The following is a 24,219-nucleotide window of genomic DNA, read 5'->3' as shown; positions in this document are numbered from 1 at the left end:
GAAACATCCGTGGTGCGGCCATGCTCGATGCGCTCAGCCTGCTTGCCTGCCTTGCCTGCACCACGCCCGTGGCTGCCCCGGCCGTTGCCGTGGATGTCGAACTGGTGCTGGCCGTCGACATATCACAGTCGATGGACGAGAGGGAGTTCGCGCTGCAGCGCGCTGGCTATGTCGAGGCGCTCAGGCATCCCGATTTCATCAAGGCCGTGCGCTCGGGAACCACCGGGCGCATCGCGCTTGCCTATTTCGAATGGGCGGGCGTCGTGCGCGAGGATGGCGTCATCGCCTGGCAGGTGATCGACAGCGCAGAGAGCGCCAACGCCTTCGCCGACAGAATAGAAGCGCGGCCGTTCCGCAGCTTTCGCGGCACCTCGATTTCCGGTGCGCTTGCCTTCGGCGCCGGGCTGTTCGAGGGCACGGGGTTCGATGCGCCACGCAGCGTCATCGACATTTCCGGCGACGGTCCCAACAACACCGGGCTGCCCGTCGCCACGACACGCGATGCGGCGGTGGCCAAGGGCATCGTCATCAACGGCCTGCCGATCCTGATCAGCCCGTCGCCGACGTTCAGCCATCTCGACCAGTATTATGACGACTGCGTCACCGGTGGGCCAGGCTCCTTCGTGTTGCCGATCTATGCGGCCTCGGAATTCGCCACCGCCATACGCCGCAAGCTGATCCTGGAGGTGAGCGGCATCGCCGATGCGACCGTGGTCCCGATCGATGCCGCCGCACCCATGGACTGCCTACAGGGCGAACGCGACCGGCGGCTATATTCCGACCCATATCTGCCGGAACTCGACAAATGAGGTTTGAGGCAGTTCGGAGGGGAAAGCCGCTGCGCGGCTTGTCGGCAAACTTCAGGCCGGCCGTGCACCGTATTTGTCGCGAAATTCGGCATAGAGATCGCGGCGCCAGCGCCGGCCGCCGACATAGCCACGCAACAGCTGCGGCAGCGAATAGCCAAGCGCCTTCGACGACCGGTTGGCCATATAGCCGGAGAACGCCTGCGAAACCCTGCCCTTGAGTGCATCGGCGATGAGCTGCCGGGCGATCATGTAAGGCGGAATGTAGGGGTAGCGGTCGGCGATATAGGGGTGCTTGTCGATCAAGCTCGCATAGGCTTCGACATAGCCGTCCCGGCGACCGGAGATCGAATTCTCCGAGTTGTACTTTTTCCAGTCGATCACTTCGGACAGCTGCGCGCCGCTGCGACGGGCAAAGCGCAGCAACAATTCGCGATCCTGCATGCGCGTGACGTCACTGTCGTAGCCGCCGATGGCCAGCAGCGACTCGCGCCGGGCGGTGATTGCCGACCCGGCAATGAAGATGGTCTGCGCGACAAGGGCCCGCTCCAGCGAGTCGCGGCTCAGCAGCGCCTCGCGGTTGACGCAGTTGGTGCGGCGATTGCCCTTCAGCGACACGAAGGAACTGATCAGCACTTCGAGTGAGGGATTGTTGTCGAACTGCTCCAGCGTCCGCGCCAGGCGATCCGGCAAATAGACGTCGTCGGAATCGAGGAATGTCACCACCGGCGCCTGCGCCCGCTCGATGCCGGCATTGCGGGCGGCATTGGCGCCGCGCCATTTCGAGCCAACATAGATCAGCCGTGGATCGCGGATTTCGGCAAGTGCGGCTGCCGTACCGTCGGTCGAGCCGTCATCGACGACAATGTGTTCGAACCGGGGAAAATTCTGCGCCAGCACGCTCTCCACGGCGCGCACCACCTTGCTGCGGCGATTGTGCGTCGGTGTGATCACCGAGATCAGCGGAGCGAGGTCGGTTGCCTTGGACATGTTGCTTCGATTGTGCCCCGAAATGCCTGGAGGCCGGAGGTTTTGATGGTCGCCGTCCAAGCCTTACCCCGGGATGGCATTCGATTCGACGCTACAAAAAACCAGCGGCAATGTCATCACAAACTGTTGAGCCAGGACGCCGTAAGCCGGCCGATTACCCCAGACGTAATCGACCGATGGCCATCATGTCTGCAGATTGCGCCAACGAAGCCGGTCGTCGGGCTTCGATCTCACAGGGAGTTCAGCCGTGGCCGCCTACGCCGTCGCCCATATGCGTCAAGTCACAATGGGCCCGCAGATTGTCGAGTATCTGCAGAGGATCGACGCCACATTGGAGCCGTTCGGCGGCCGCTTCCTTGTCCACGGCGGCGACATGGACGTGGTCGAAAACGAATGGCCCGGGCATCTGATCGTCATCGAGTTTCCGGACAGGGCGCATGCGTGGGGCTGGTACGATTCATCAGCCTATCGGGAGATTCTGGCCTTGCGCACCGACAACTCCCACGCCGATGTGATCATCGCCGATGGCGTTCAGCACCCGCACAAGGCGACGGACGTGCTGGAATAGGGGCAAACTACCGCTTCAGCAAGAACACCGCTTGCTGGCCGAAGAAATTCCAGAACCACCATGGCATCGACAGTCCGATCTTCTGGCCGTTGCCGTCGAGCGCGGTGGCTTTCTCGACCGAAGCGCCGAGTTCCTCGACCAGATTGACGAAGTCGCGGATGGTGCAGAAATGGATGTTGGGCGTGTCGTACCAGGAATAGGGCAGGTCCGCGGTCACCGGCATCCGGCCATTGACGAACAGCGACAGCCGCACCCGCCAGTGGCCGAAATTGGGGAAGGAGACGATGGCGCGGTTGCCGATTCGCAGCAGCTCGTCGAGCACCAGCTTCGGGTTGCGGGTCGCCTGCAGCGTCTGAGACAGGACGACGAAGTCAAAACCCTTGTCTGGATAGAATTCGAGGTCGGTATCGGCATCGCCCTGGATGACCGAGAGACCGCGCGCCACGCATTCATTGACGCCGCGCTGTGACAGCTCCAGCCCGCGGCCGTCGACCTGCTTGGTCTCCTGCAGGAGTTCGAGCAGCAGGCCGTCGCCGGAGCCGACATCGAGCACCCGCGACTGCGGCGGTATCAGGTTGGCCACGACTTCGAGGTCGACGCGCTGGCTGCCATTGACGCTCATGAGGCGAGCCCCCTTGCGCGGGCCGCCGAGCCGATGAAGCCCTTGATGGCGGCAAACAGTTCGGGTTCATCGAGCAGGAAGGCATCATGGCCGCGGTCGGTGTCGATCTCGACGAAGGAGACGGAGGCGCCGGCGGCGTTGAGCGCATGCACGATCGAGCGGCTCTCCTCGGTCGGGAACAGCCAGTCCGAGGTGAAGGACACCAGGCAGAAGCGGGTCTTGGTCCCGGCAAAGGCATCTGCCAACCGGCCGCCATGGTCGGCGGCGAGGTCGAAATAATCCATCGAACGGGTCATGTAGAGGTAGGAGTTGGCGTCGAAGCGGTCGACGAATGTCATGCCCTGGTGGCGCAGATAGCTTTCGATCTGGAAATCTGCGTCGAAACCGAAGGTCAGCGCTTCGCGGTCCTGCAGATTGCGGCCGAATTTCCGATGCAGGGCGGCTTCCGACAGATAGGTGATGTGGGCGGCCATGCGCGCCACGGCGAGCCCCTTTTCCGGGCGCTTGCCGTGCTCGAAATATTTGCCGCCATGCCAGTCCGGATCGGCCATGACGGCCTGCCGGCCGACCTCGTGGAAGGCGATGTTCTGCGAGGAATGGCGTGCGCCTGTGGCGATCGGCAGGGCCGAGAAGACGCGCTCGGAATAGCACGATGCCCATTCCAGCACCTGCATGCCGCCCATCGAGCCGCCGAGCACGCAAAACAGCTTTTCGATGCCGAAATGGTCGACCAGCATCAGTTGCGCCCGCACCATGTCGCGGATGGTGATGATTGGCAGGTCGAGGCCGTAGGGCTTGCCGGTGGCGGGATTGGTCGAGGCCGGACCCGTGGAGCCGAGGCAGCCGCCGATGACGTTGGAGCAAATGACGAAGAAGCGGTTGGTGTCGATGATCTTGCCGGGACCGATCAGCACTTCCCACCAGCCGGGCTTGCCGGTCACCGGATTGGTGCTGGCGACATGCTGGTCGCCGGTCAGCGCGTGGCAGACCAGGATGGCGTTGGTGCGGGCATCGTTGAGGGCGCCATATGTCTGGTAGGCGATCTGGAACGGCGACAAAAGCGTGCCGGCGTCGAGCTTCAGCGGCTTGTCAGGGCCAAAACGCAACACAGGGCTCGACGGGTTGTCGGCCTCGTTGTTGGTTTTTGTAGCGCGGAGCGCGGCCATGTGACTCTCCTTGCCCGCCGTCAGGCAATAAAAAACCGGCAGTGCGATCGCAAAGCCGGTTACGTCACGCAAACGGCCCTTTAGCGAGTTGTTTAACGTGGCTGCAAGCCGACCGGCCAAATCACCACGGAACTGTTGCGTTCTTCTAGAACTCGTGCGGCCCGGCGTCAACGGCCAGCTATTGCCCGCCTCTCGACATTCGCGGCTACGGCTTGTATTTCCGCTGCGGCCTCCGGACGGAGGCATTCTCGATGGATTTGCGACATGGACAAGACAGCGGACAAGGCACGGCCGACGCCCCGCGCGGGCATTATGGACATCGACGCCTATGTGCCGGGCAAGAGCACGGCACCGGCCGGCGTCGCCAAGGTCCATAAATTGTCGTCGAACGAGAACCCGCTCGGCCCGTCGCCGAAGGCGATCGAGGCCGCGCGCGAAGTGGCTGGCAAGCTCGATGTCTATCCCGACGGCACCGCCCGCCGGCTGCGCGAGGCGATCGCCGAGGTGCATGGCCTCAACCCGGCAAACATCATCTGCTCCAACGGTTCCGACGAGATTTTGGGCCTGCTGGCGCAGACCTATCTGGCGCCAGGCGATGAGGCGATTTTTACCGAACATGCCTTCATGGTCTACAAGATCTACATTCAGTCGGCGGGGGCCAAGCCGGTTGCTGTGAAGGAAACCGAGGAGCGCGCCGACGTCGACGCGATCCTGGCCGCGGTGACGCCGCGGACCAAAATCATCTTCCTCGCCAATCCCAACAATCCGACCGGCACCTATCTGCCGTTCCAGGAGGTCCGCCGCCTGCATTCCACGCTCCCGGGCAACGTGCTTCTGGTGCTCGACGCGGCCTATGCCGAATATGTCAGGCGCAATGACTACGAGGCCGGCATCGAGCTGGCGGGCAGCGCACAGAATGTGGTCATGACCCGCACCTTCTCCAAGCTCGGCCTTGGCGGCGCGCGCATCGGCTGGATGTATGGCCCACTGCACATCGTCGATGCCATCAACCGTATCCGCGGCCCTTTCAACGTTAACGCAACAGCGATCGAGGCCGGCATTGCCGCCATCCGCGACCGCGCCCATGTCGAGCGCAGTTCGTTGCACAACGAGACCTGGCTTACCTGGCTGAATGAAGAGCTGACGAAGCTTGGGCTGCGCGTGACGCCCAGCGTCGGCAATTTCGTCCTCATCCACTTTCCCGACGACAAGAGGCATTCGGCTGAGGCGGCGGACGACTACCTCACCCAGCGCGGCTATATATTGCGGCGCGTTACCGGCTATGGCTTTCCCAATGCGCTTCGCATGAGCGTCGGCACCGAAGAAGCCAATCGCGGCGTCATCGATGCCCTCACGACATTCCTGAAAAGCTGAAACAATGACAGCACCGATGTTTGAAAAGATCGCGCTGGTCGGCATCGGCCTGATCGGCTCGTCGCTGGCCCGCATTATCCGCCGCGAGGGCCTGGCCCGCCATGTCGCCATCGCGACGCGCAGCCCGGCCACGCTGGCACGGGCGAAGGAGCTCGGTCTTGGCGAGAGCTACACCACCGACGCCAGGGAAGCGGTCCGCAATGCCGACCTGATCATCGTCTCGGTGCCTGTGGGATCGTCGGGCGAGGTGGCGCAAGAGATCGCGCCGGCGCTGAAAAAAGGCGCCATCCTCACCGATGTCGGTTCGACCAAGGCCTCCGTCATTGCGCAAATGCAGCCCTATGTGCCGGAAGGCGTGCATTTTATTCCGGGGCACCCGCTGGCAGGTACGGAGAAATCGGGCCCGGATGCGGGTTTCGCCGAGCTGTTCGAAAACCGCTGGTGCATCTTCACGCCGCTGCCGGGAACCGATCCGGCCGCGCTGGAAAAGCTGTCGGAATTCTGGCGGCGCTGCGGCTCCAACATTGACACGATGGACCCGCAGCATCATGACATGACGCTGGCCATCGTTTCGCATCTTCCGCACATCATTGCCTACAACATCGTCGGCACGGCCGACGATCTGGAATCGGTGACCAAGTCGGAAGTGATCAAATATTCGGCTTCCGGTTTCCGCGACTTCACCCGTCTGGCCGCCTCCGACCCGACCATGTGGCGCGACGTGTGCCTGCACAACAAGGATGCCATCCTGGAAATGCTGGCGCGCTTTTCGGAGGACCTCGCCTCGCTGCAGCGGGCGATCCGCTGGGGCGACGGCGACAAGCTGTTCGACCTGTTCACCCGCACCCGGGCCGTTCGCCGTTCGATCATCGAGGCCGGCCAGGACATCGACGTGCCGGATTTTGGCCGCCAGGCGGTGGAACATCCGGCGAAGAGCTAAGTTCCCTCAAGCGGGCCACGTCGCTTCGAGCATGGCCATTGTGTCGGCCCTGTTTGGCGCTCCCAGCCGGCCGCCGAAGCGTTGGCATTTGAGCGCGGCGGCAGCACTGGCAAAGCGCAAGGCCTGCTCGATAGGCATGGCTTCGGCAAGCCCGACGGCAAAGGCACCGTGAAACACGTCGCCGGCGGCAAGCGTGTCGACCGCCTTGATCTTCGGCGCCGCGATGTGGCGCACGCATCCGGCGGACCGGTCATGCCACCAGCTTCCCGCGGCGCCGCCGGTCACCGCCACGAAGGCATCGGTGCGGCTGGCGAGGTCGGCACAGGCGGTTCCGGGGTCCAGCGCATGGCCGCAGACGATGCGTGCCGCCGTCTCCGAAGCGACGATGTGCGATGCCAGCGGCAGCAGGCGCTCCAGCACCTCAACCGGCGCCGTGTCGGCGTCGAGGATGGCGGGACGGCCGGCGCTGCGCGCGGCGGTCAAGGCAAGAGCGGCGGCGCCCGGCCAGCGCACATCGACCAGCACGGCATCGAAGCCGGAAAGATCGGCGACAGGCACCGCCTCGGGGTCGGCCTGCGCCTTTGGGTCGTAGAAGGGCACGATGATGCGCTCGCCATGAGCGTCGACCAGGATCGCGGCCAGCGCCGAGCGGGCGCCTTCGACGCGGCGGACAAAGCCGCAATCGACGCCCTCGGCCTCGATGCCGGCCAGCAATTGGTCGCCGACGGCATCGTCACCTGCACTTGCCCACAGGAACACCTCGGCGCCGAGACGGCGGGCGGCGCAGGCAGCACTTGTCGCCATGCCCGAGGCGATCTGGATGCCGTCCGAGGCGATGAACTTGCCCTGATGCGTGGGCAGGGTTTCGACGGCCAGGATGGTATCCAGCGTCAGCGCGCCAACGCTCAGCAGTTTCACCGGTCGGTTCATGCGTCGGCTTGCTCGAACATGATCTCTCCCCAAAAGCCATTCCCGCTCTTTGCGATCATGCTCTATCTCTTTGTTTTAACGCAATTCCGGACGGAAAACCGCTCACACTTTTCCTGGAATTGCTCTAATCGAGCGGCTTGATCTTGCCCAGCGGAATGAAGCCGAGCGAGACCTTGCCCTTCACCACCTTGAGCGGCATCGACGGTTCGTTGCCGAGCAGCGCCAGACCGGCAAAGCCTTGCTCGATCTGGCTCTTCTGCTCGGGGATTGCGGTGGCGAGGATTGCCGCCACGGCTTTGGGATCCTGCAGCTTGATCGTCAGGTCGGCATTGACCTGGCCGTTGGCGTCGACCGACACCGGGCCGGAGACGGTGATGCGCGCGGTTCCCGACGACAGATCGAGCTTGTGGATGCCGACCGCCTGGCCGCGCAGGCTCCTGGCCTGCGTCTTCATCAGCGCGACGCCGTTCTTCAGCGTCGCGTCGCCGCTGCCGTCGAGCGGCGGCAGCACGCGCCCGCCGATCGCGTCGGCGTCGATCTCAAGATCGGTGAAGCTGCCGACGTAGCCGATGTCCTGGCCGTCGGGTCGCAACTCGCCCGCCGCCGTTCCGGCGCTGAACAGTGAAACCGGGTCGGTGTCGTCGGCCGGATCGGTCTGGCCGGACAAGCTCTCGGCCTGCAGCGAAATGCTGCGTGGCAAGGGCCAGGAGAGCTTGGCATTGACCTGCAGATTGTCCCAATCGATCCATAGCGGCGCCATCCCGGGCACCGAGGTCCGCAGCGGCCCACGCAACTCGGCGGCAGGCGACAAAGGCCGGATGAGTTCTGCAACGAAGTTGAAGCTGCCTGCCGAGGCGGCAACGTTCCTGGCGTCGTCCTCGTAAGCCAGATTGTCACAGGAGATGGCAAAACGCAGGGGGTAGCCGCTGACGGTGAGGTTGGCGCAGCCGGCCTCGATGCCTTTGTCCTTGAGCGAGGCCACCGCCTTGTCGGCTTCGCTGCTGACGCGACCGGCGACATAGAACCAGACCGCGCTGTAGGCGCCGAACAGCATAACGACCAAGGCAGCGAGCCACATCAGCCGGTGGCGAAACTTCGACGGACGCTCGTCACTTGACGTCATGCTGCGGCTTTCATTAACGCGGGCGTGTTGCGGGTGGACTGTGGCTTACGCAACAAGCAAAAAGAACAGAAGAGCACCGATTCGATGCGGCGGCGTCACTCTCGTACAATCAGGCTTGGCGATATGGGCGATTTTTGGGTTTTTGGCTACGGCTCGCTGATCTGGCGACCGGGATTCGCCCATGTCGAGACACGGCGCGCGCGGCTTTACGGCTACCGCCGGTCGCTGTGCGTCTTTTCCTTCGTGCATCGCGGCACGCGCCAGCGGCCGGGCCTGGTGCTAGGCCTCGACCGTGGCGGCTCCTGCATCGGGCTGGCCTTTCGCGTGCCCGGCGAGCTGCGCGATGAGGTGCTGACCTATCTGCGCGAGCGCGAATTGGTGACCAGCGTCTACCTCGAGCGTGTGCTCGATATCAGCCTCGACGGGAATGGGGCGGCCGCGGGAGAGAGAGTGAAAGCGGTCGCCTATATCGTCGACCGCCAGCATGAGCAGTATGCCGGCGGGCTCGACCCCGCGCATGCGGCAGGTGTTATCCGTGGCGCCGTCGGCCAGTCCGGAAACAACGAGGACTATGTGCTCAACACGCTGCAGCATCTCGCGGCGCTGGGTATCAGCGACCACTGGCTGGAAGAGGTGGCGAAGCGGATCGCCTCGTGAGCCAGTGGACCACGCCGGGCCTGCAGGCGAAGCGCTCGCGCCTTTGTGAAGCGCTGGCACGCTGGAAAAATTGGCTGAGGCCTTTGACCTCGGCGCGGCGAGACCTAGCTTAGCTGCGGCCCGAAGCATTCGGGTACGCCCGCCGCCAGCCCACGGAGCCCCGTCTTGCAAAAACGCCGTCTCGGTCAAACCGACCTTTCCATCGCGCCGCTGGTCCTGGGCGGCAATGTCTTCGGCTGGACCGCGGACGAGAAGACCTCCTTCGACCTACTGGACCAGTTCGGCGACGCCGGCCTCAACGCTATCGATACGGCCGATGCCTATTCGCGCTGGGTGCCGGGCCACGCGGGCGGCGAGTCCGAGACCATCATCGGCAAATGGATGAAAAGCCGCGGCAACCGTGACAAGATCATCGTCATCACCAAAGTCGGCTCGGATATGGGACAAGGCAAGAAGGATCTGTCCGCTGCCCATATCGAAAGGGCGGTCGAGGCGTCGCTTGAGCGGCTGCAGACCGATGTGATCGACCTCTATTTGTCGCACTGGCCGGACCCGACCACGCCTTACGAAGAGACGCTCGGCGCCTACCAGAAGCTGCTCGCTGCCGGCAAGGTCCGCCATATCGGCGCCTCGAATCTTGACGCCGGCCAGCTGCGCGCCGCGCTCGATGTTGCCAGCCTGCGCGGGCTGCCGCGCTACAGCGTGCTGCAGCCGGAATACAATCTCTACGACCGCTCATCCTTCGACGGGCCGCTGCATGATCTGTGCGTGGCCGAGGATATCGGCGTCATCACCTATTTCAGCCTCGCCAAGGGGTTTTTGAGCGGCAAATACCGTCGCGAGGCCGATCTCGGCAAAAGTGAACGCGGCGGCGGCGTGAAGGCTTATCTCAATGCGCGCGGCATGCGCATTCTGGCCGCACTCGACACTGTGGCGGCGCGCCATTCGGCCAAGCAGGCGGAAGTAGCACTCGCCTGGGTGATGGCGCAGCCCGGCATCACCGCGCCGATCGCCAGCGCCACGACGCTGGACCAGGTCGACAGCCTGGTGCGCGCCGCATCGCTGAAGCTCAGCGCGGAGGATCTCGTGGCGCTGGACAAGGCCAGCGCCTAGCCGCGCAGGTTCGGCACGATCGTCCAAGACGACGGCTGTCCGCCTTGCCACACTGTTCTCCATTATTGGGAGAAGAGGCAGCATGGCCGCAGACATTCTTTCGCAGGCGCAGCCCTGGCAGCAATTGCTGGCGCTGGTGCTGGCGGCAACCGTCGTAATGGGCAGTCCTGGCCCGGCGACGATCAGCGTCACGGCGATAGGGGCCGCCTTCGGCCTGCGCAATTCGCTTCACTACACATCGGGGATCATTTTAGGCACGGTCGCGGTGCTGCTGGTGGTGGCCACCGGCATCAAGGCTATCCTCACCTCGATGCCGGGCGTAGCGCCAGTGCTGGCGGTCGCTTCCGCCGCCTATATTCTCTACCTCGCCTACAGAATAGCGACAGCGCCGCCGCTGGCCGCGCGTGACAGCAGCGCGGTTCTGCCGACCTTCCTCGGCGGCTTCCTGCTCGCCGTTGCCAACCCGAAAGCCTATGTGGCGATTGCTGCGGTCCTTGCTGGCTCCGCGACCGCAGCCGGCGCCGATGCTCTCGGCATCCCGGCCAGGCTGGCGGTTCTCACCCTGATGATCGTAGCCATCCATGTGCTGTGGCTGCTGGCCGGCGCGGCCTTCGCCCGCACCCTGCGCCAGCCGCTGGCGTCGCGGATCATCAATCTGGCCTTCGCGGCGACGCTGGTGCTGACAACGGCGCTGGCGGCGTGGCCTTGAGCCGGCCCGCAGAAGAGATCAAGCTTTGGTCTTTTTTGTTTTGGCGCGATTCAGGACGGAAAAAACCGCTCACACTTTTCCTGGAATTGCTTTGGCGGCCGCGGCGAGTTCGGCCAGCCGCTTGACCGCCGTCGGCGGCATTTGCGGCGGGTTAGGAGCCTGCGATGCCTCGATCAGCAGCTGGTCGCAGGCGGCTTCCGTATCGCCGATCAGCCGGTCCATGAATTCGTCCTTGCCGAGCCCGGGCGGAATCGGCGGCAGGAAGCGGGCCTTGATGGTGCCGGGAAAGCGCAAGAATTTGCGGCGAGGCCAATAGAGGCCGGCGACATGGGCGACCGGTACCACCGGGACGCCAAGCTGCGTATAGAGCTCGACAATGCCGTATTTGTAAGCCGGCTCGTCGCCTGGCGCTCGGCGCGTGCCTTCGGGGTAGATAATCAGCTGGCGCGGATTGCGCCCCATCTCCTGCTTTGTCGATGCAACGACCTGCTTCAACGCCTTGGAGCGGCTGCCGCGGTGAACCGGGATCATCCGCATCTTCAGGATGTACCAGCCGAAGAAGGGGATCCAGGTCAGCTCGCGCTTCAGGATATAAAGCGGATCGTGGAGGAAGGGAAAGAAAGCGATCGCGTCCCAAAACGACTGGTGTTTCGGCGCCAGGATGAAAGAGCCCTCCGGCAGGTTCTCGACGCCGGTGATGTCGCTCCTGGTGCCGGCGATCTTGTCGTAGAGCCACAGGCTGGTGCGCGACCAGAATTTCGGCACGAACCAGGCGCGATGGCGTGGCGAGAGGAAGTAGTAAGGGGTCCAGAGGACCATCTGGACGATCAGATTGACATAGAAGACGAAGTTGAACGCCAGCGAGCGGATATAGAGCATGCGGGGAAGGGCCCGTTGAGGAGGTGTGCGTTGGTTACACCAAGCGCGGGCAAAAAGGAAACGCCGCAATGGCCTGACATAGGCCGGCTCGCCACTGACTCAAGCCAGCCTCAACTCACCACGTCGCCTGCAATAGCCGCTGCTTCAGCCGCGGAGCGGCGAAATCGAGGAACGCCCTGAGTTTCACCGCCAGCAGGCCTTGGCCGGCATGGACGAGGCTCACCGGCCACGGCTGCGGCTCGAAGGGTCGCAAGACCGGGACGAGCACGCCGGAACGTACTGCGTCCGCGATCTGGTAGGAGAGCACCCGCGTCATCCCGGCGCCTGCAATCGCGGCATCGATTGCAGCTTCCGCCGTGTTGACGCGCAGCCGTGAGCGGATCGGCACGATCAGTTCGCCCTTGTCGCCGGCAAAGCTCCAGCTGGCGAGCGCTGCAGGCCCTTCGAAACTGATGCATTCATGCGCGGCCAGATCGTCCGGCGTCCGCGGCATGCCATGCGCGGCGATATAGGCGGGGCTGGCGCACACGACGCGACGGATCGCGCCGACGCGGATGGCAATGAGGCTCGAAGGCGCAAGCTCGCCGATGCGGATGGCAAGGTCGAGATGTTCCTCCGCCAGTTGGGTTATCCGGTCAGCCAGCGTCAGGCGAATGTTGACTTGAGGATAAGCCGCCAGGAATTCGGTGACGACAGGCAGCACGTGCAGGCGACCAAAGACGACCGGCGCGGTGATGAACAGGTCGCCGGTCGGCGTGCTGTATTCGCCGGCAGCGGTGCGTTCGGCTTCGCCGACCTCGCCGAGGATGCGGCGGCAGGCGGCGAGATAGGCCTGGCCGGCATCGGTCAGCGTGAGCTGCCGGGTCGAACGGTTCAGCAGGCGCGCCTGAAGGTGCTTTTCGAGGTCGGAAACCTTGCGGCTGACCGTTGCCAGTGGAATGCCGAAATGGCGGCCGGCAGCGGAAAGGCTGCCCGCTTCCACCGCGGCGACGAACAGCGACATGGCTTCGAGACGATCCATACTTTCTTCCGGAAATTGGAAGGATAGCTTGCAACTATGCCATCTACATCCAAAACATGGAAGGATCTACCTCTTCGCGTACAATGGCCGTGTTTCGGCCTCGCGGAGGCTTCCATGAATGCTCATACTTTCACCAGCGATGTCGCCTTCACGCCGACCGTCAAGGCGATCCAGACCCGCAAAGGTTCGCGCAAGGGCTATGCCAGCGCCGAGGAGCGCGGCGGATGGCGCGCCCATATCACGCCCGACCTCGCCGACTTCATCGCGGCGCAGACCAGCGTCTTCCTGTCGACCGCAAATGGCGAGGGTCAGCCCTATATCCAGCATCGCGGCGGGCCAGCCGGCTTCCTCAAGGTGCTGGACGAAAAGACCATCGGCTTCGCCGATTTCTCCGGGAACAGGCAGTTCATCACGCAAGGGAATCTCGCCGACAACAACCAGGCATTCCTGTTCCTGATCGACTATGCGCATCGCCAGCGCGTCAAGATCTGGGGCACGGCGCGCGTCGTCGAGGACGATGCCGATCTTCTGGCAAGGCTGATGCCGCAGGACTACAAGGCGCGCCCCGAGCAGGTCATCTTGTTCACCGTCTCGGCCTGGGATGCCAATTGCCCGCAACACATTCCGCAGCGATTCGAGGCCGCCGATGTCGCGGCCGCACTCGCCGAACGCGACAAGCGGATTGAAAGCCTCGAACAGGAGATTGCGCGGCTGCGTGGCGCGGAAGACGGCACGGCCAAGGGGTAATCGAGCGCCGTCAGAGTCGTCTGTCTGGACGCAATTCCCAAGGGAAAGCGTACGTGCTTTTCCCGGGAAAACCGCTACACACTTTTCCTGGAATTGCTTTAGTCCTTGGCGGTCGAAACCTCGGCCAGTGCGACGCTGTCGGCGGTCTGGCGGACCGGGACGACGCCGCGCGCAAGCGCCAGCAGGTATTTGCTGTATTCGGTCAGAAGCACGCGTAGCGCTTCCGGCTTGGTCAGCCAGTCGCCATTGTCCAGATTGGTGTTGACCACCGGATAGGGTTCAAGCCTGGCGCCATGCAGCAGGCGGCCCATCTCGAGCAGGCTGCGCGGCATGTGGTAATTGTTGGTGACGAGGATGACGCTGCCATAGGCGTGGCTCTCCACCCATTTAGCGCTTTCCTCGGCATTGCCGATCGTGTCGAGCGCGGCGCGGTCGATGTCGACACAGCAGGAAAACAGCGCCTTGTCGCCGCCGGTAGCAGCCTGCAATTGGCGGCGGCTGGCAGAGGGATGCACGCCTGAGATCAGCAGCCGCTCGCCCTTGCCGGAGGCAAGCAGATCGAGTGCTGCGTCGAGGCGGGCCTGACCGCCGGTCAAGACGATGATCGCATCGGCCTTGGCCGGGTTGGTCGGGGTCGTCATGTGGCTGACCTTGCTGGCGAACCAGCCGAAGCCACCGGCAAACAGGGCCACCAGCAGCAGTAGACAGAGGGAGGCGAGACGCAGGGCGGTGCGCAAACGGCCCAGCCCCGTACGCACACGCAAACGCACCACTGGCATCTGTCCAGCCGTTCCGGTCGACTCCCGCGCGTTCATCATCCTATGGTTAATCCTGAAATGCCTTTTTGGTAAGGAAAAAAGCGCACATTGCGTTACGTCGGTTTTCGATCCGTGATCGTCCCTTCCATTCCTGTCCTTGCCCCCGAACTGTTTTCGCTTCTGCCCTCACGGGTCACCCCGCATCCGGCTGGCGGACATCGATGTCGCTGAGATAGGCGACGACGGTGGCGTGCGAGGTCGCCGCCGTCAGTCCGCCGATCACCAGCACCATCAGGCCGACGCCGAGATAGCCTGCCGATCCGATGGCGAAATTGCCGAACAAAGCGGTGGCCTGGTCGGCCTGCGGCGTTGCCATGTTGCGCGACGACCACCAGGAAAAGACGATGAAAACCAGGATCGCGGCTGTGCCGCCGGCGGCTGCGCCCTTCATCCCGGTGACCAGGAAATGCCAGCGGAATTCGCGCGCGATGAAGCGCGCCTCGGCGCCGACGAAATGCAGCACTTCGATGATATGGCCGTTACCCGCCATGGCGCCGCGCGTCGCAAACACTACGGTCAGCACCGTCGCCGACAGCATCAGGACCAGCACGGCGATGCCGATGGTGACCGTGGTGCGGGCCATGGCGACCAGCCGGTCGACCCATGTACGGTGATCGTCGAGCGAAGCACTCGGCAGCTTGGGCGTGAGCGCCGCACGGATGGCGCTGAAGTCGGGCGGGCTGGTCTCGTCGATGGTGACGATGATCAGGCGCGGCACCGGCAATTCGTCGATATTCAGGCCCGAGCCCAGCCATGGCTCCAAAAGGCGCGCGGTGGCGTCGCGATCGATGATCCGGGTTTCCTTCACGCCGGGGAATTCGCCGACGATCTGCGAGGCCTGGGCAAGGGCTGCCTCCATGTCGAGGCCGTCGACCGGCTTGATCTGAATCGTCGCCTCGCGCGAGATCTGGTTTTCCCAGACCGAGGCAGTGTCGCGCACCAGCGTGACGGCGCCGAAAGTCAGGCAGGACAGGAAGGTCATGATGGCGATGACCAGCACCAAGGCGCGGCCGGCAATATTCTGCGCCGGCACGATCGGCGCCATGCGGCGCTGGACGCGCTGCGTCGTCGTCGCGGGCTCGGCGGCGTCTTCATGCAGCTGTTCGGCCGATAGCTCAGTCATAAATATCCAGCCTTCCGCCGGCCAGGATCATGCGGCGCGCGTCGACCTGCTCCATCAGGCCGAGATCGTGAGTGGCGATCACCACCGCGGTGCCGAGCCGGTTGAGCTCAATGAACAGCCTGAGCAACCGGCGCGCCAGCGGCGGGTCGACATTGCCGGTCGGCTCGTCGGCAAGCAGGATTTCGGGCTGTTCGATCAAGGCCCGGGCGATTGCCGCGCGCTGCTTTTCGCCACCCGAAAGGACCGGCGGCAGCACATGCATGCGCTCGCCCAGGCCAACCCATTTCAAAAGTTCGGTGACGTCGGTGCGGTAGCTCGCTTCCTCGCGGCCGCGCACGCGCAGCGGCAGAGCGACATTCTCATAGGTGGTCATGTGGTCGAGCAGGCGGAAATCCTGGAACACCACGCCGATGCGGCGCCTGAGATGCGGCAGTTCAGCGCGCGAGATGCGCGAGCGGTCCTTGCCGAAGATGGTGATCAGCCCGCGTGTCGGCTTCAGCGACATGAACAGAAGGCGCAGCAGCGTCGTCTTGCCGGCGCCGGAGGGCCCGCTCAGGAACTGGAAGGAGCTCTCCGGAATGTGCAGGGAGATGTCGCGGAGGATTTCCGGACCCATGCCATAGCGGAGGCCGACATTTTCGAAGCGGATCACGTGCGACGACCTGAGGTGTGTGGCGGCGGCGTGCCAGCCCTTTCTGTCCAACGACCATCGGCCGCCATGGTTAACCGTCGGTTAATTTTCGCTGTTTTTGAGTGCGTCACAAGGGTTCCGGTGGGGAAGCGTTAACCATTTCCATTTACGCAAAAGAAACGAAGAGGCAACAGCGGGGCCATGATGGCTGAGCAACGAACCGCGCGCCCGGTTTCCGGCGAAATCATGACCGGGACAAGTGTCGCACCGGAATCGCGGCCTGTGGCGACCGACATCGTCGATGCGGATTATGAGGTGCTGCCGCAGCTGATCCCACTGATAGAAGCCATGCCGACGCCGGCGCGCGACATCGCGACGCCGTCGATGGAAGGCATGGAGATGCTGCGCAAATCAGATGCGTCAGCCGGGCGGCCGGCATCGCGTGGCGGGCCGATCTTCTGGATTGCCGGCATCGGTGCGGCGCTTGCCGCCTTCTGGGTCTCGGGTGGCCACGCGCTGGTGCGCCAGACGCCGTTCTGGTCAGTCGAACAGCCGGAGGGCGCCGTACTCAGCATTGCCGGCGTCACGTCGCGTGTCGACGCCTCAGGACCCGCCCCGGTGCTGTTCGTGGATGGCGAGGCCGTCAATGACGGTTTGAAGGCGGGACAATTGCCGCCGCTGGAGATACGTGTCACCGGCAATGACAGCCGCATCACCCGTTATACTCTGGGGACATCCAACCGTTCTCTGGCGCCCGGCGAAAGATTCGGCTTTTCCAGCCGCCTCGATGTGCCTAGAAACGGCGTCAAGGCCGTGGCGGTCACCTTCGCCGGCTAGTCGGTTCTCTGGAAAGGTTGTTGATGCCAGTTGTGCGCGGCAAGGACATCGAGGTCCTGTTTTCGGCGTCCGCGATCGCGCGGCGCAATCTCGAACTCGCCAAGGAGATCGCCGAGCACGACTATCACGACCTGCTGGTGATTTCGGTGCTGAAGGGCTCGTTCATCTTCGCCGCCGATCTGATCCGCGCCATGCACGATGTCGGGCTGTCGCCGGAGGTCGAGTTCATCTTCATTTCCAGCTATGGCGCCGGCACCACCAGCGGCGAGGTGAGGGTGCTGCGCGACATCGACAATGAGGTCGCCGGCCGCGACGTGCTGCTGATCGACGATATCCTGGAGTCGGGCAAGACGCTCTCCTTCACCCGCAACCTGATGCTGTCGCGCGGCGCCAAAAGCTGCGCCATCGCGGTGCTGTTGGACAAGCGCATGCGCCGCCAGACGGAGCTGAACGCCGACTATGTCGGCTTCGACTGTCCCGATTACTTCGTCGTCGGCTACGGCATGGACGTCGCTCACGCTTTTCGCGAACTGCCGTTTGTCGGTGTGGTCAAAGGCGATGCCTGAGAAAAGGGCCCGACGCTTCAAATTTTCAGAAAAAGTCAACTTTTGCCCGCCAAATTCCGGCCCATGGCAAAGCTTCTGATCGTCGAGGACGATGAGTTCGTCCGCACCCTCGCCGCCCGCGCGCTCGAACGCGCCGGGCACTCGATCGATATCGCCGCCGACGGCGCGCAGGGGCTGGCGATGGTCAGTGCTGCAGGCGGCGGTTACGACCTCGTCGTCTCCGATATCCGCATGCCGGAAATGGATGGCATCGAGATGGCGATCGCCGCAGCCAGGCTTTTCCCTGACATGAAGATCCTGCTGATGACCGGCTATGCCGACCAGCGCGAGCGCGCCGAGGAATTGAACGGCATCATTATCGACGTCGTGCAAAAGCCTTTCACGCTGGCCGAAATCCGCTCGCGGGTCGACCAGGCGCTCGCCTGCTTCGCCTGACACGCTTCAGGCGGCATCCTGAGACGCGGCGAGGACAGGCGCAGCGCTCCGGCGCCGTTCGGTGTTGAGCGCCAGCAGACCGGCGCCGATGATCAGCGCCGCACCGATGGCGGTGGTCGAGCGCGGCACCTCGTCGAAGAACAGGAAGCCCCACAGCGGCGACCAGATAATCCCGGTGTATTCGAAGGTGGCGACGCGGTTGGCGGGCGCCAGCCTGTAGGCCTGCGACAGCAGAATCATGCCGGCCGAAGCGACGAAGCCGCAGGCCGCCATCTTGAGGAAATCCGGGGTCGTCGGCCAGACCCACGGCCGCACCAGGAATTCGAGGCTGGGGTGGACAGCATGGGTTATGCCGGCAAGCCAGAATGTGCCGGCAACCGCAGCGGCGCCGACCAGATAGGCGCCGTTCTGGTAGAAGGCCATGACGGTGGAGGATTCGGTGTCGCCGATCTTGCGCGCCATCAGCTGTGAAAAGCCGTAGAGCAAAGCCGAGCCCAACGAAAGCAGCGCCGCCCAGTCGAACAGGCCGGCGCCCGGGCGCAGCATCACGACCACGCCCAGCATGCCGATCAGCACGGTGGCGAGAGCCTGCCAGGATACCCGCTCGCCGAGATAGGGTCCGGCTATCGCCATGATGAACAGGGGCGCCATGAAATAGAGCGCCACCGCGTCGGCGAGCGGCAAGGCAGCGATCGCCAGATAGTAGACCGTATAGGAGGAGAACTGGATGAAGGCGCGTATCGTCAGCAGGCCGAACCGCTTCGAGACAATGGCCCGCAGGCCGACATCGGCGCGAACGAGAACGACCAGGATCGGCAAAGCGACGATCGAGCGGATCCACATCACCTCGGTCACGGGATAGCCGGCCGACACCGCCTTGACCAGCGGGTCCTGGAGCGAGAACACCAGCACGCCAAGGCACAGGCTGATGATGCCGAGAACGATCCGGTTGCGCATGTTGTTCTGCCGGCCCTTGCCTTAACTGCCCGCAGCCGCCCGGCCATGGGGTAAAAAGAACCCGCCACCGTTTCGGGCAGCGGGTATGAGTGAGGACTCTTTGATTGGTCCGCAGCCGGTTTCGCGGCGGCATATCCAATGGGTGAGCGGACTATGCTGCGGCGTTTGACATGTTGCAAACGAATTGGAATGATACCAGCGATCAAATTTGCTTATGACGGATTCGATGCGGCCAGCCCTCGACAGCGATCTCCTGCGCACCTTTGTCGCCATTGCCGAAGCGGGCAATTTCACCCGGGCGGCGGAGCAGGCCGGGCGCACCCAGTCGGCGGTGTCGATGCAGATGAAGAAGCTCGAGGAGCTGGTCGGCGACAGCCTGTTCGAACGCGGCTCGCGCGGCGTGGCGCTGACGCGCCGTGGCGGCGAGCTGATCGTCAATGCCCGCCGCATCGTCTCTCTGCTCGACGAGACGGCGGCATCGATGGCGGCGGCACCGCTTGGCGGGCCGGTGCGCATCGGCATTCCCGAGGAATATGGTCACGCCATCCTGTCGCGCGCGCTCGGCGCCTTCTCGAAGCGTCACACCAAGGTCGAGGTCACCGTGCGCTATGCACATTCCGGCGCCCAGCTGGCGGCGCTAGCCGCCGGTGAACTCGACCTCGCCGTGGTGTTCGAATGGCAGGATCCTTCCGGCGGCGAGGTGCTGATGCACGATCCGACCGTGTGGGTGACATCGAGCCTGCATCACATGCATGAGGAGCGGCCGGTGCCGATCGCGCTCTACAACCGGGCCGGCTGGTGCAAGGACTTTGCCATCAAATCGCTTGAGCAGCGTGGGCTGGCCTACCGTGTCGCCTATACCAGCGACACCACCGGCGGCCTGAAGCTCGCCGTCACCTCTGGCCTGGCGATCGCGCCGATCTCGCACAGCAATATTCCGGATGGCTGTCGTGAACTCACCGCCGCTGACGGGTTCGGCCATATCGATTCCTCGAATGTGGTGATGCACCGCAGCCCAAATGCCTCAGGCGAAGCTATCGACGGCATGCAGGAGGCGATCCGCGAGGCGTTCGTCAACCGGCCGGCTTAGTCTGTTGCATCCTCGTAGAAATGCAGGCGATTGCCGAAGGGGTCGCCGACCGACACTTCACGGGTCTGCCACGACGTGGTTTCGAGGCCCGGCCGGGCGTAGCGGTATCTCTTGCCGATCAGTTCGCGGTGCAATGCCGCGATGTCCTCGACCTTGATGCGCATGGCTATACCCGGCGCGCCGTCGCCATGATGTTCGCTCAGATGCAGGACACAGCCGTCGCGGATTACACCCATGTAGAGCGGCGCATTGTCGTCGAAGCGGTGCTCGAACTCGACCTTGAAGCCGAGAAAGTCGACATAGAATTCGCGTGCCTTGGCGATGTCGAAGATGCGCAGGATGGGCGTGACGGCACCGAGTTTCGGCATGGCGCTGATACCATTCAGTTCGACGGATGTTGCCTTGGAGGCTACTTCAGCTCCAGCAGCCGCTCGAGGTAGCTGCGCTCGATGTCGGGGCTGAGCGCGTTGCCGAGCCGCTTGCGAATCGCCTCGAGAATCTGGCGGGCGCGCTGCACGTCGATCTCGTCGGGCACCTTCACCGAATCGCCGAAATCGGGTCCGCGGCTGGCGCGCGGTCGGCCCAGCGGATCGCGGCCGGCGTCCTGTTGGCGGCCGCCTTCCTGGCTGCCGCCCTGGTCCCCCTGCATCGCCTGCAGCTGCTTCATCATCTCCTTGGCGCCCTTGCGCAGCGCTTCCAGCGCGCGACCCTGGTGGCCGACTGCTTGGTCGCCTTCGCCTTCGCCAAGCGACTTTTCGGCATTGCCCATGGATTTGCCAGCGTCGCCAAACCCCTCATTGGGTTGCATGCCCATGCCTTCCAGGCCCTTCTTCAGCTTGTCGAGTTCGCTCTGCAACTGGCCCTGGCCTTCCTGCAGCTGCTTCATCGCATCGGCGAATTCCTGCGGTGTCATCGACTTCGGCCGGGCGAGAGGATCGCGATCCTTGCCGACGCCCGGCTGGTCCGGGTCGTCGCCATTGCCTTCGCCGGGCTGCTGATTATCTCCGCGCTGCATCTGGTCCATGCGGTAGGTGTCGTTCATCATCTCCTGCTGGCGGCGCATGATCTCGCCCAGCTTGTCCATCTGCTGGCGCATCTCGCTGTCCTGCTCGCCGCCCTGCTGCTGACGGCCGGCCTGCAGGTTGTTCATCATGTTTTCCAGCTGCGACAGCAGCTCCTGCGCCTTGTCGCGGTCGCCCGACTTCGCCAGGTTCTCGATCTGGTCCATCATGCGGTCGATATCACTCTGACGCAGCTCGCGACCATTCTGTTGCATCTGCGGCGCGTTCGGGTTCTGCTTGGCGCGCTCGGCGAATTCCTGCAGGAATTCGTTCATCGCCTCGCGCAGTTCCTTCATCGCCTTTTCGATCTCTTCGTCGCTGGCGCCGCGCTTGATGGCGTCCTGCAGCGCCTGCTGGGCTTGGCGGAGCCGCTTTTCGGCGGACGAGAGATTGCCTTCCTCGATGCCGAGCGCGATTTCCCAGAGATAGGCAACCTCGTTGCGCAACTGATCGTCGCTGTCCGACATCTTCAGCCGGCTGCGGGCGCTCATGATGGCGAGGTAATGCGACATGTTGTCGAACGTGTCCTCGGGCCGCAGCGTGATGGCGTCCATCAGGTCGAGCACGCGCGGCTTGGCATTGGCGTCGAGCGCCAGTAGGCGGCGCTGCTCGACCACGGCCCGCGCCAGCGGGTTGGCGAAGGGCCGCTCCGGCATCACAATAGTCTTGGTTTCGCTGGTCGCGGTGTGTCCGGCATCGTCGGTGGCGACAAGCGACAGCTTGATGCTGGCGCCGGCCCAGACGTGCTCGGTGAGGTCCTTGGTGGTCTTGGCGGCGTTCGCCTTGCCGCCGCGGCGCGGCAGCGCCAGCGGCAGGTCAGGCGGGCCGTAGAGCGGATGCGCATCGGGCGCCGCCGGATCGGCCAGCGCGAAAACCGCCTTGGCGGTGGCCGCGCCATAGTCGTCGTCGATCTGGTAGTTGAGCTCGAAGGCGCCGTTGACGGCGCGCTTGGGCTCGCCGACGAAGCGGATCGTCGGCGGCTTGTCGGGGATCACCGCGAAGGCCCAGCGACCGAGATCGGCTTCGCCCGACTTCAGCGTCAGTGTCCCGTCGGCGGTCAGCTTGCCGGTGAACTGGCGCAGCTTGGGGGTCGCCGGGTTGACCGCCGCTGCCTTGACGGCCGCCACCTGTGGTCCCGACGGGTCGATGGCGCGAGCATTGCCGCCCTTGTCGGCAAAGCTTAGCGTTTCCTCGCCGGAGCCGCCGGTCACGCGCAGCGAGACGTCGCTGCCTTGCGGCACGGTGAAGGTGGCAACCGCCTGCTTGGCGTTGCCATCGATGACTGGCGCGGTCAAGAAGATGGGCGGCTTGCCGGTATAGGCCGGCGGGGTCACCCAGGCATCGATGCGCGGCGGTACGATGTCGCGCGCCGCATGGGCACTGAAACCATCGGACAGCCTGCCGCCGGACGGTCCGAAGGAAAAGGCAAAAGCGGTGACCAACAGCAGCGCCGCCACGGCGCGCAATGCCCACGGATCGCGCTCCGGCACGCGGGTACGCGGCAGGTCGGCGCCAAGGCTGCCGAGCTTGTCGGCCATGCGCTTTTGGTGTTCGCGCCACAACGCCTGGGAAAAGATGCTTTCCTTGCCGCTGGGACGGTCGGTCTGCACCAGCACCGGGCTGTGCTGCAGCTGGTTGGCGGCCTCGATACGGCGGTCGATTTCAGCGGCGGATGGAAGCTTGAAGAAACGCAGCGGATAGAGCGCCGCCAGCGTGGCAATACCGAACGCAGTGACCAGGATAATGCGCGCAATGTCAGGCAGCCGGGGGAAAAGGCCGAGCCAGGAGAGGCTGAGAAACAGGCTGGCGATGATGAGCAGCGGCAGAAGCAGCGGCCAGCCGCGCTCGACCGTCATCGAGACCCGTGTCGCCAGCCGGCTCAGGGCAAGCCGCCCGGCCAGGCTGCGATCGCCACTGGAAATGGGGCGTTCCGTCATCGGCCCTTCCTGCCCGGGCGGGATAGCCCGGACTCAACAAGCAGAAGTTTACCAGCAAACACGGCAAAGGCGAGGCGGTTCCGGAAAACTTGAAAAGCTTTGACGGGTTTGCGTCCCACTTCAGTCGAAGCAAGGTTTAGAATTTCGCCGGATCGGTATTCGAGCCGCAGACAAGGACGGCAATCCGCTCGCCCCGCGCCGGTGTGTAGCGGCCGGACAAGAGAGCCGCAAAGGCTGCGGCGCCACCCGGCTCGGCGATGATCCGCACCCGCTCCCACAGCGCCTTCTGCGCGGCAATGATGGCGTCGTCGGTGACCAGGATGGAGCGTTCGACGAAGGCCTCGGCGATCGGGAACATCATCTCGCCGACGCGTTTGGGCGCCAGCGAATCGGCGGCGACGCCTTCGGCCGGCGCATCGACGGGGTGGCCGGCCTCGAAGGCGCGATGCAGCGTCGGCGCGCCTTCGGGCTCGATGGCGATGATCCTGATGCGGCCGGCAAACCAGGCGGCGATGCCGCCGATCAGGCCGCCGCCGCCGACAGCGACCAGCAGCGTGTCGATGTCTGGCAGATCGGTTTCGATTTCGAGGCCGAGCGTGCCCTGGCCGACCAATGTTTCCTCCTGGTTGAAGGCATGGATCTGCAGCGCGCCGGTCTTTTCGGCAAAAGCCTCGCTGGCGGCCAGCGCCTCGGCATAGCGGGCGCCGCCGACCATCAGTTCGGCGCCGTAGCCGCGGATGCGCTGCAGCTTGGCCGGTGGGCTGACTTCGGGAACGAAGATCGTCGCCTTGTGGCCAAGCCGCATGGCGGCATAGGCGACCGCGGCGCCATGATTGCCGCCCGAAGCCGCAACCACGCCGGCCGCAGGCACCGGCCGTTCGAGCAGATTGGTGAAGGCGCCGCGCGCTTTGAACGAACCGGAATGCTGCAGGCATTCGAGCTTGAGGTCGACCGCCAGCGGCGGCCGGTCGAAATCGGCCATGTCGACGCGCAGCACCGGCGTGTGCCTGATATAGCGGCGGATGCGCGGTTCCATCGCGGCAATGCGTTCGCGCGTGACGGTGTTGCCGTTCGTCATGACCATCTCCTTGGGATTGACAGCAATTAGTAACTTGGCAA

The 24,219-nt window shown here is 64.2% G+C and carries 26 protein-coding genes and 1 riboswitch; of the genes, 12 read left to right on the top strand and 14 right to left on the bottom strand.

The window, feature by feature from the left end; translation table 11 throughout:
* The first annotated feature begins 20 nt into the window (after positions 1–20).
* Complete coding sequence (locus AC3CCE_RS08650; protein WP_023714977.1) at positions 21–809, top strand: DUF1194 domain-containing protein; 789 nt, start codon at positions 21–23, stop codon at positions 807–809.
* A 51-nt stretch (positions 810–860) separates the two neighbouring features.
* On the opposite strand, the gene AC3CCE_RS08645 is transcribed toward AC3CCE_RS08650, so the two are convergent.
* Positions 861–1,796 carry a glycosyltransferase family 2 protein gene (locus AC3CCE_RS08645; RefSeq protein ID WP_023673297.1) on the bottom strand — a complete coding sequence of 312 codons (936 nt, stop codon included), beginning with the start codon at positions 1,794–1,796 and terminating at the stop codon, positions 861–863.
* 247 nt (positions 1,797–2,043) lie between these two features.
* Between AC3CCE_RS08645 and AC3CCE_RS08640 the strand changes: the two genes are divergently transcribed.
* A complete protein-coding gene (locus AC3CCE_RS08640) occupies positions 2,044–2,364 on the top strand; it encodes a DUF1330 domain-containing protein (RefSeq protein WP_023694041.1) in 321 nt (106 codons plus the stop codon).
* Positions 2,365–2,371: 7 nt separating this feature from the next.
* Here AC3CCE_RS08640 and metW read toward each other — a convergent pair whose 3' ends face one another.
* Both metW and metX read right to left on the bottom strand, forming a co-directional pair.
* The gene (gene metW / locus AC3CCE_RS08635; protein ID WP_023673299.1) at positions 2,372–2,986 is read right to left on the bottom strand and encodes a methionine biosynthesis protein MetW; all 615 of its coding nucleotides are present in this window, start codon (positions 2,984–2,986) and stop codon (positions 2,372–2,374) included.
* A complete protein-coding gene (metX, locus tag AC3CCE_RS08630; RefSeq protein ID WP_023685352.1) occupies positions 2,983–4,152 on the bottom strand; it encodes a homoserine O-acetyltransferase MetX in 1,170 nt (389 codons plus the stop codon). The genes metW and metX overlap by 4 nt, the downstream gene beginning before the upstream one ends.
* A gap of 60 nt (positions 4,153–4,212) precedes the next feature.
* Positions 4,213–4,290: riboswitch (SAM riboswitch) on the bottom strand.
* Between the two features lie 126 nt (positions 4,291–4,416).
* Between metX and hisC the strand changes: the two genes are divergently transcribed.
* A complete protein-coding gene (gene hisC, locus AC3CCE_RS08625; protein WP_352623534.1) occupies positions 4,417–5,526 on the top strand; it encodes a histidinol-phosphate transaminase in 1,110 nt (369 codons plus the stop codon).
* 4 nt (positions 5,527–5,530) lie between these two features.
* On the top strand, positions 5,531–6,466 hold the full coding sequence (locus AC3CCE_RS08620; RefSeq protein WP_352623532.1) for a prephenate/arogenate dehydrogenase family protein: 936 nt from the start codon (positions 5,531–5,533) through the stop codon (positions 6,464–6,466).
* A gap of 6 nt (positions 6,467–6,472) precedes the next feature.
* Here AC3CCE_RS08620 and AC3CCE_RS08615 read toward each other — a convergent pair whose 3' ends face one another.
* Together AC3CCE_RS08615 and AC3CCE_RS08610 are read right to left on the bottom strand one after the other, a co-directional pair.
* The gene (locus tag AC3CCE_RS08615; RefSeq protein ID WP_352623531.1) at positions 6,473–7,396 is read right to left on the bottom strand and encodes a sugar kinase; all 924 of its coding nucleotides are present in this window, start codon (positions 7,394–7,396) and stop codon (positions 6,473–6,475) included.
* A 124-nt stretch (positions 7,397–7,520) separates the two neighbouring features.
* On the bottom strand, positions 7,521–8,519 hold the full coding sequence (locus AC3CCE_RS08610) for a DUF2125 domain-containing protein (RefSeq protein ID WP_352623529.1): 999 nt from the start codon (positions 8,517–8,519) through the stop codon (positions 7,521–7,523).
* 123 nt (positions 8,520–8,642) lie between these two features.
* Between AC3CCE_RS08610 and AC3CCE_RS08605 the strand changes: the two genes are divergently transcribed.
* From AC3CCE_RS08605 to AC3CCE_RS08595, 3 genes are all read left to right on the top strand, one after another.
* On the top strand, positions 8,643–9,176 hold the full coding sequence (locus tag AC3CCE_RS08605) for a gamma-glutamylcyclotransferase (protein WP_352623527.1): 534 nt from the start codon (positions 8,643–8,645) through the stop codon (positions 9,174–9,176).
* A 165-nt stretch (positions 9,177–9,341) separates the two neighbouring features.
* Complete coding sequence (locus AC3CCE_RS08600; RefSeq protein ID WP_352623525.1) at positions 9,342–10,289, top strand: aldo/keto reductase; 948 nt, start codon at positions 9,342–9,344, stop codon at positions 10,287–10,289.
* 82 nt (positions 10,290–10,371) lie between these two features.
* Positions 10,372–10,998, top strand: a complete 627-nt coding sequence (locus AC3CCE_RS08595; protein WP_023698717.1) for a LysE family translocator — start codon at positions 10,372–10,374, stop codon at positions 10,996–10,998.
* Positions 10,999–11,067: 69 nt separating this feature from the next.
* On the opposite strand, the gene AC3CCE_RS08590 is transcribed toward AC3CCE_RS08595, so the two are convergent.
* Positions 11,068–11,877: a lysophospholipid acyltransferase family protein gene (locus AC3CCE_RS08590; RefSeq protein WP_023673308.1), complete on the bottom strand. Its 810-nt coding sequence runs from the start codon at positions 11,875–11,877 to the stop codon at positions 11,068–11,070.
* A gap of 115 nt (positions 11,878–11,992) precedes the next feature.
* Positions 11,993–12,898 (bottom strand): LysR family transcriptional regulator, encoded by a 906-nt coding sequence (locus AC3CCE_RS08585; protein WP_023742890.1) that lies wholly within the window; start codon positions 12,896–12,898, stop codon positions 11,993–11,995.
* A 114-nt stretch (positions 12,899–13,012) separates the two neighbouring features.
* Between AC3CCE_RS08585 and AC3CCE_RS08580 the strand changes: the two genes are divergently transcribed.
* Complete coding sequence (locus tag AC3CCE_RS08580) at positions 13,013–13,645, top strand: pyridoxamine 5'-phosphate oxidase family protein (protein ID WP_023711719.1); 633 nt, start codon at positions 13,013–13,015, stop codon at positions 13,643–13,645.
* Between the two features lie 98 nt (positions 13,646–13,743).
* On the opposite strand, the gene AC3CCE_RS08575 is transcribed toward AC3CCE_RS08580, so the two are convergent.
* The 3 genes from AC3CCE_RS08575 to ftsE form a co-directional block, all read right to left on the bottom strand.
* Positions 13,744–14,463 carry a YdcF family protein gene (locus AC3CCE_RS08575; protein ID WP_023673311.1) on the bottom strand — a complete coding sequence of 240 codons (720 nt, stop codon included), beginning with the start codon at positions 14,461–14,463 and terminating at the stop codon, positions 13,744–13,746.
* Between the two features lie 133 nt (positions 14,464–14,596).
* Positions 14,597–15,586, bottom strand: coding sequence for a cell division protein FtsX (locus AC3CCE_RS08570; RefSeq protein ID WP_023748502.1), 990 nt, complete (start codon positions 15,584–15,586; stop codon positions 14,597–14,599).
* Positions 15,579–16,238, bottom strand: coding sequence for a cell division ATP-binding protein FtsE (gene ftsE, locus AC3CCE_RS08565; protein ID WP_023685344.1), 660 nt, complete (start codon positions 16,236–16,238; stop codon positions 15,579–15,581). Before ftsE ends, AC3CCE_RS08570 begins: the two co-directional genes overlap by 8 nt.
* A gap of 180 nt (positions 16,239–16,418) precedes the next feature.
* Here ftsE and AC3CCE_RS08560 point away from each other — a divergent pair, with 180 nt between their 5' ends.
* The 3 genes from AC3CCE_RS08560 to AC3CCE_RS08550 all read left to right on the top strand — a co-directional run bounded on the left by AC3CCE_RS08560 (position 16,419) and on the right by AC3CCE_RS08550 (position 18,055).
* Complete coding sequence (locus AC3CCE_RS08560) at positions 16,419–17,054, top strand: hypothetical protein (RefSeq protein WP_023685343.1); 636 nt, start codon at positions 16,419–16,421, stop codon at positions 17,052–17,054.
* A gap of 23 nt (positions 17,055–17,077) precedes the next feature.
* Positions 17,078–17,620 (top strand): hypoxanthine phosphoribosyltransferase, encoded by a 543-nt coding sequence (gene hpt / locus AC3CCE_RS08555; RefSeq protein ID WP_023673315.1) that lies wholly within the window; start codon positions 17,078–17,080, stop codon positions 17,618–17,620.
* A gap of 63 nt (positions 17,621–17,683) precedes the next feature.
* Complete coding sequence (locus tag AC3CCE_RS08550; protein WP_488377125.1) at positions 17,684–18,055, top strand: response regulator; 372 nt, start codon at positions 17,684–17,686, stop codon at positions 18,053–18,055.
* Between the two features lie 6 nt (positions 18,056–18,061).
* On the opposite strand, the gene AC3CCE_RS08545 is transcribed toward AC3CCE_RS08550, so the two are convergent.
* Entirely contained in the window at positions 18,062–19,012 is a 951-nt protein-coding gene (locus AC3CCE_RS08545) for a DMT family transporter (protein ID WP_023750539.1), read from the bottom strand.
* Between the two features lie 226 nt (positions 19,013–19,238).
* On the opposite strand from AC3CCE_RS08545, the gene AC3CCE_RS08540 reads away from it, so the two are divergent.
* Entirely contained in the window at positions 19,239–20,102 is an 864-nt protein-coding gene (locus tag AC3CCE_RS08540; protein WP_023726969.1) for a LysR family transcriptional regulator, read from the top strand.
* Here the strand turns inward: AC3CCE_RS08540 and AC3CCE_RS08535 are convergent.
* The 3 genes from AC3CCE_RS08535 to AC3CCE_RS08525 all read right to left on the bottom strand — a co-directional run bounded on the left by AC3CCE_RS08535 (position 20,099) and on the right by AC3CCE_RS08525 (position 24,178).
* The gene (locus AC3CCE_RS08535) at positions 20,099–20,470 is read right to left on the bottom strand and encodes a glyoxalase superfamily protein (RefSeq protein ID WP_023685340.1); all 372 of its coding nucleotides are present in this window, start codon (positions 20,468–20,470) and stop codon (positions 20,099–20,101) included. The two genes, AC3CCE_RS08540 and AC3CCE_RS08535, sit on opposite strands and share 4 nt — an antisense overlap.
* 41 nt (positions 20,471–20,511) lie before the next feature.
* On the bottom strand, positions 20,512–23,100 hold the full coding sequence (locus AC3CCE_RS08530; protein WP_023711721.1) for a TIGR02302 family protein: 2,589 nt from the start codon (positions 23,098–23,100) through the stop codon (positions 20,512–20,514).
* 136 nt (positions 23,101–23,236) lie between these two features.
* Positions 23,237–24,178 carry a threonine/serine dehydratase gene (locus AC3CCE_RS08525; protein ID WP_352511814.1) on the bottom strand — a complete coding sequence of 314 codons (942 nt, stop codon included), beginning with the start codon at positions 24,176–24,178 and terminating at the stop codon, positions 23,237–23,239.
* Positions 24,179–24,219: the final 41 nt, after the last annotated feature.

This window comes from Mesorhizobium sp. P160187 (assembly GCF_057766425.1).
Note: the sequence above shows the minus strand (reverse complement) of the source record. Positions and strands in the feature narration are given on the sequence as shown.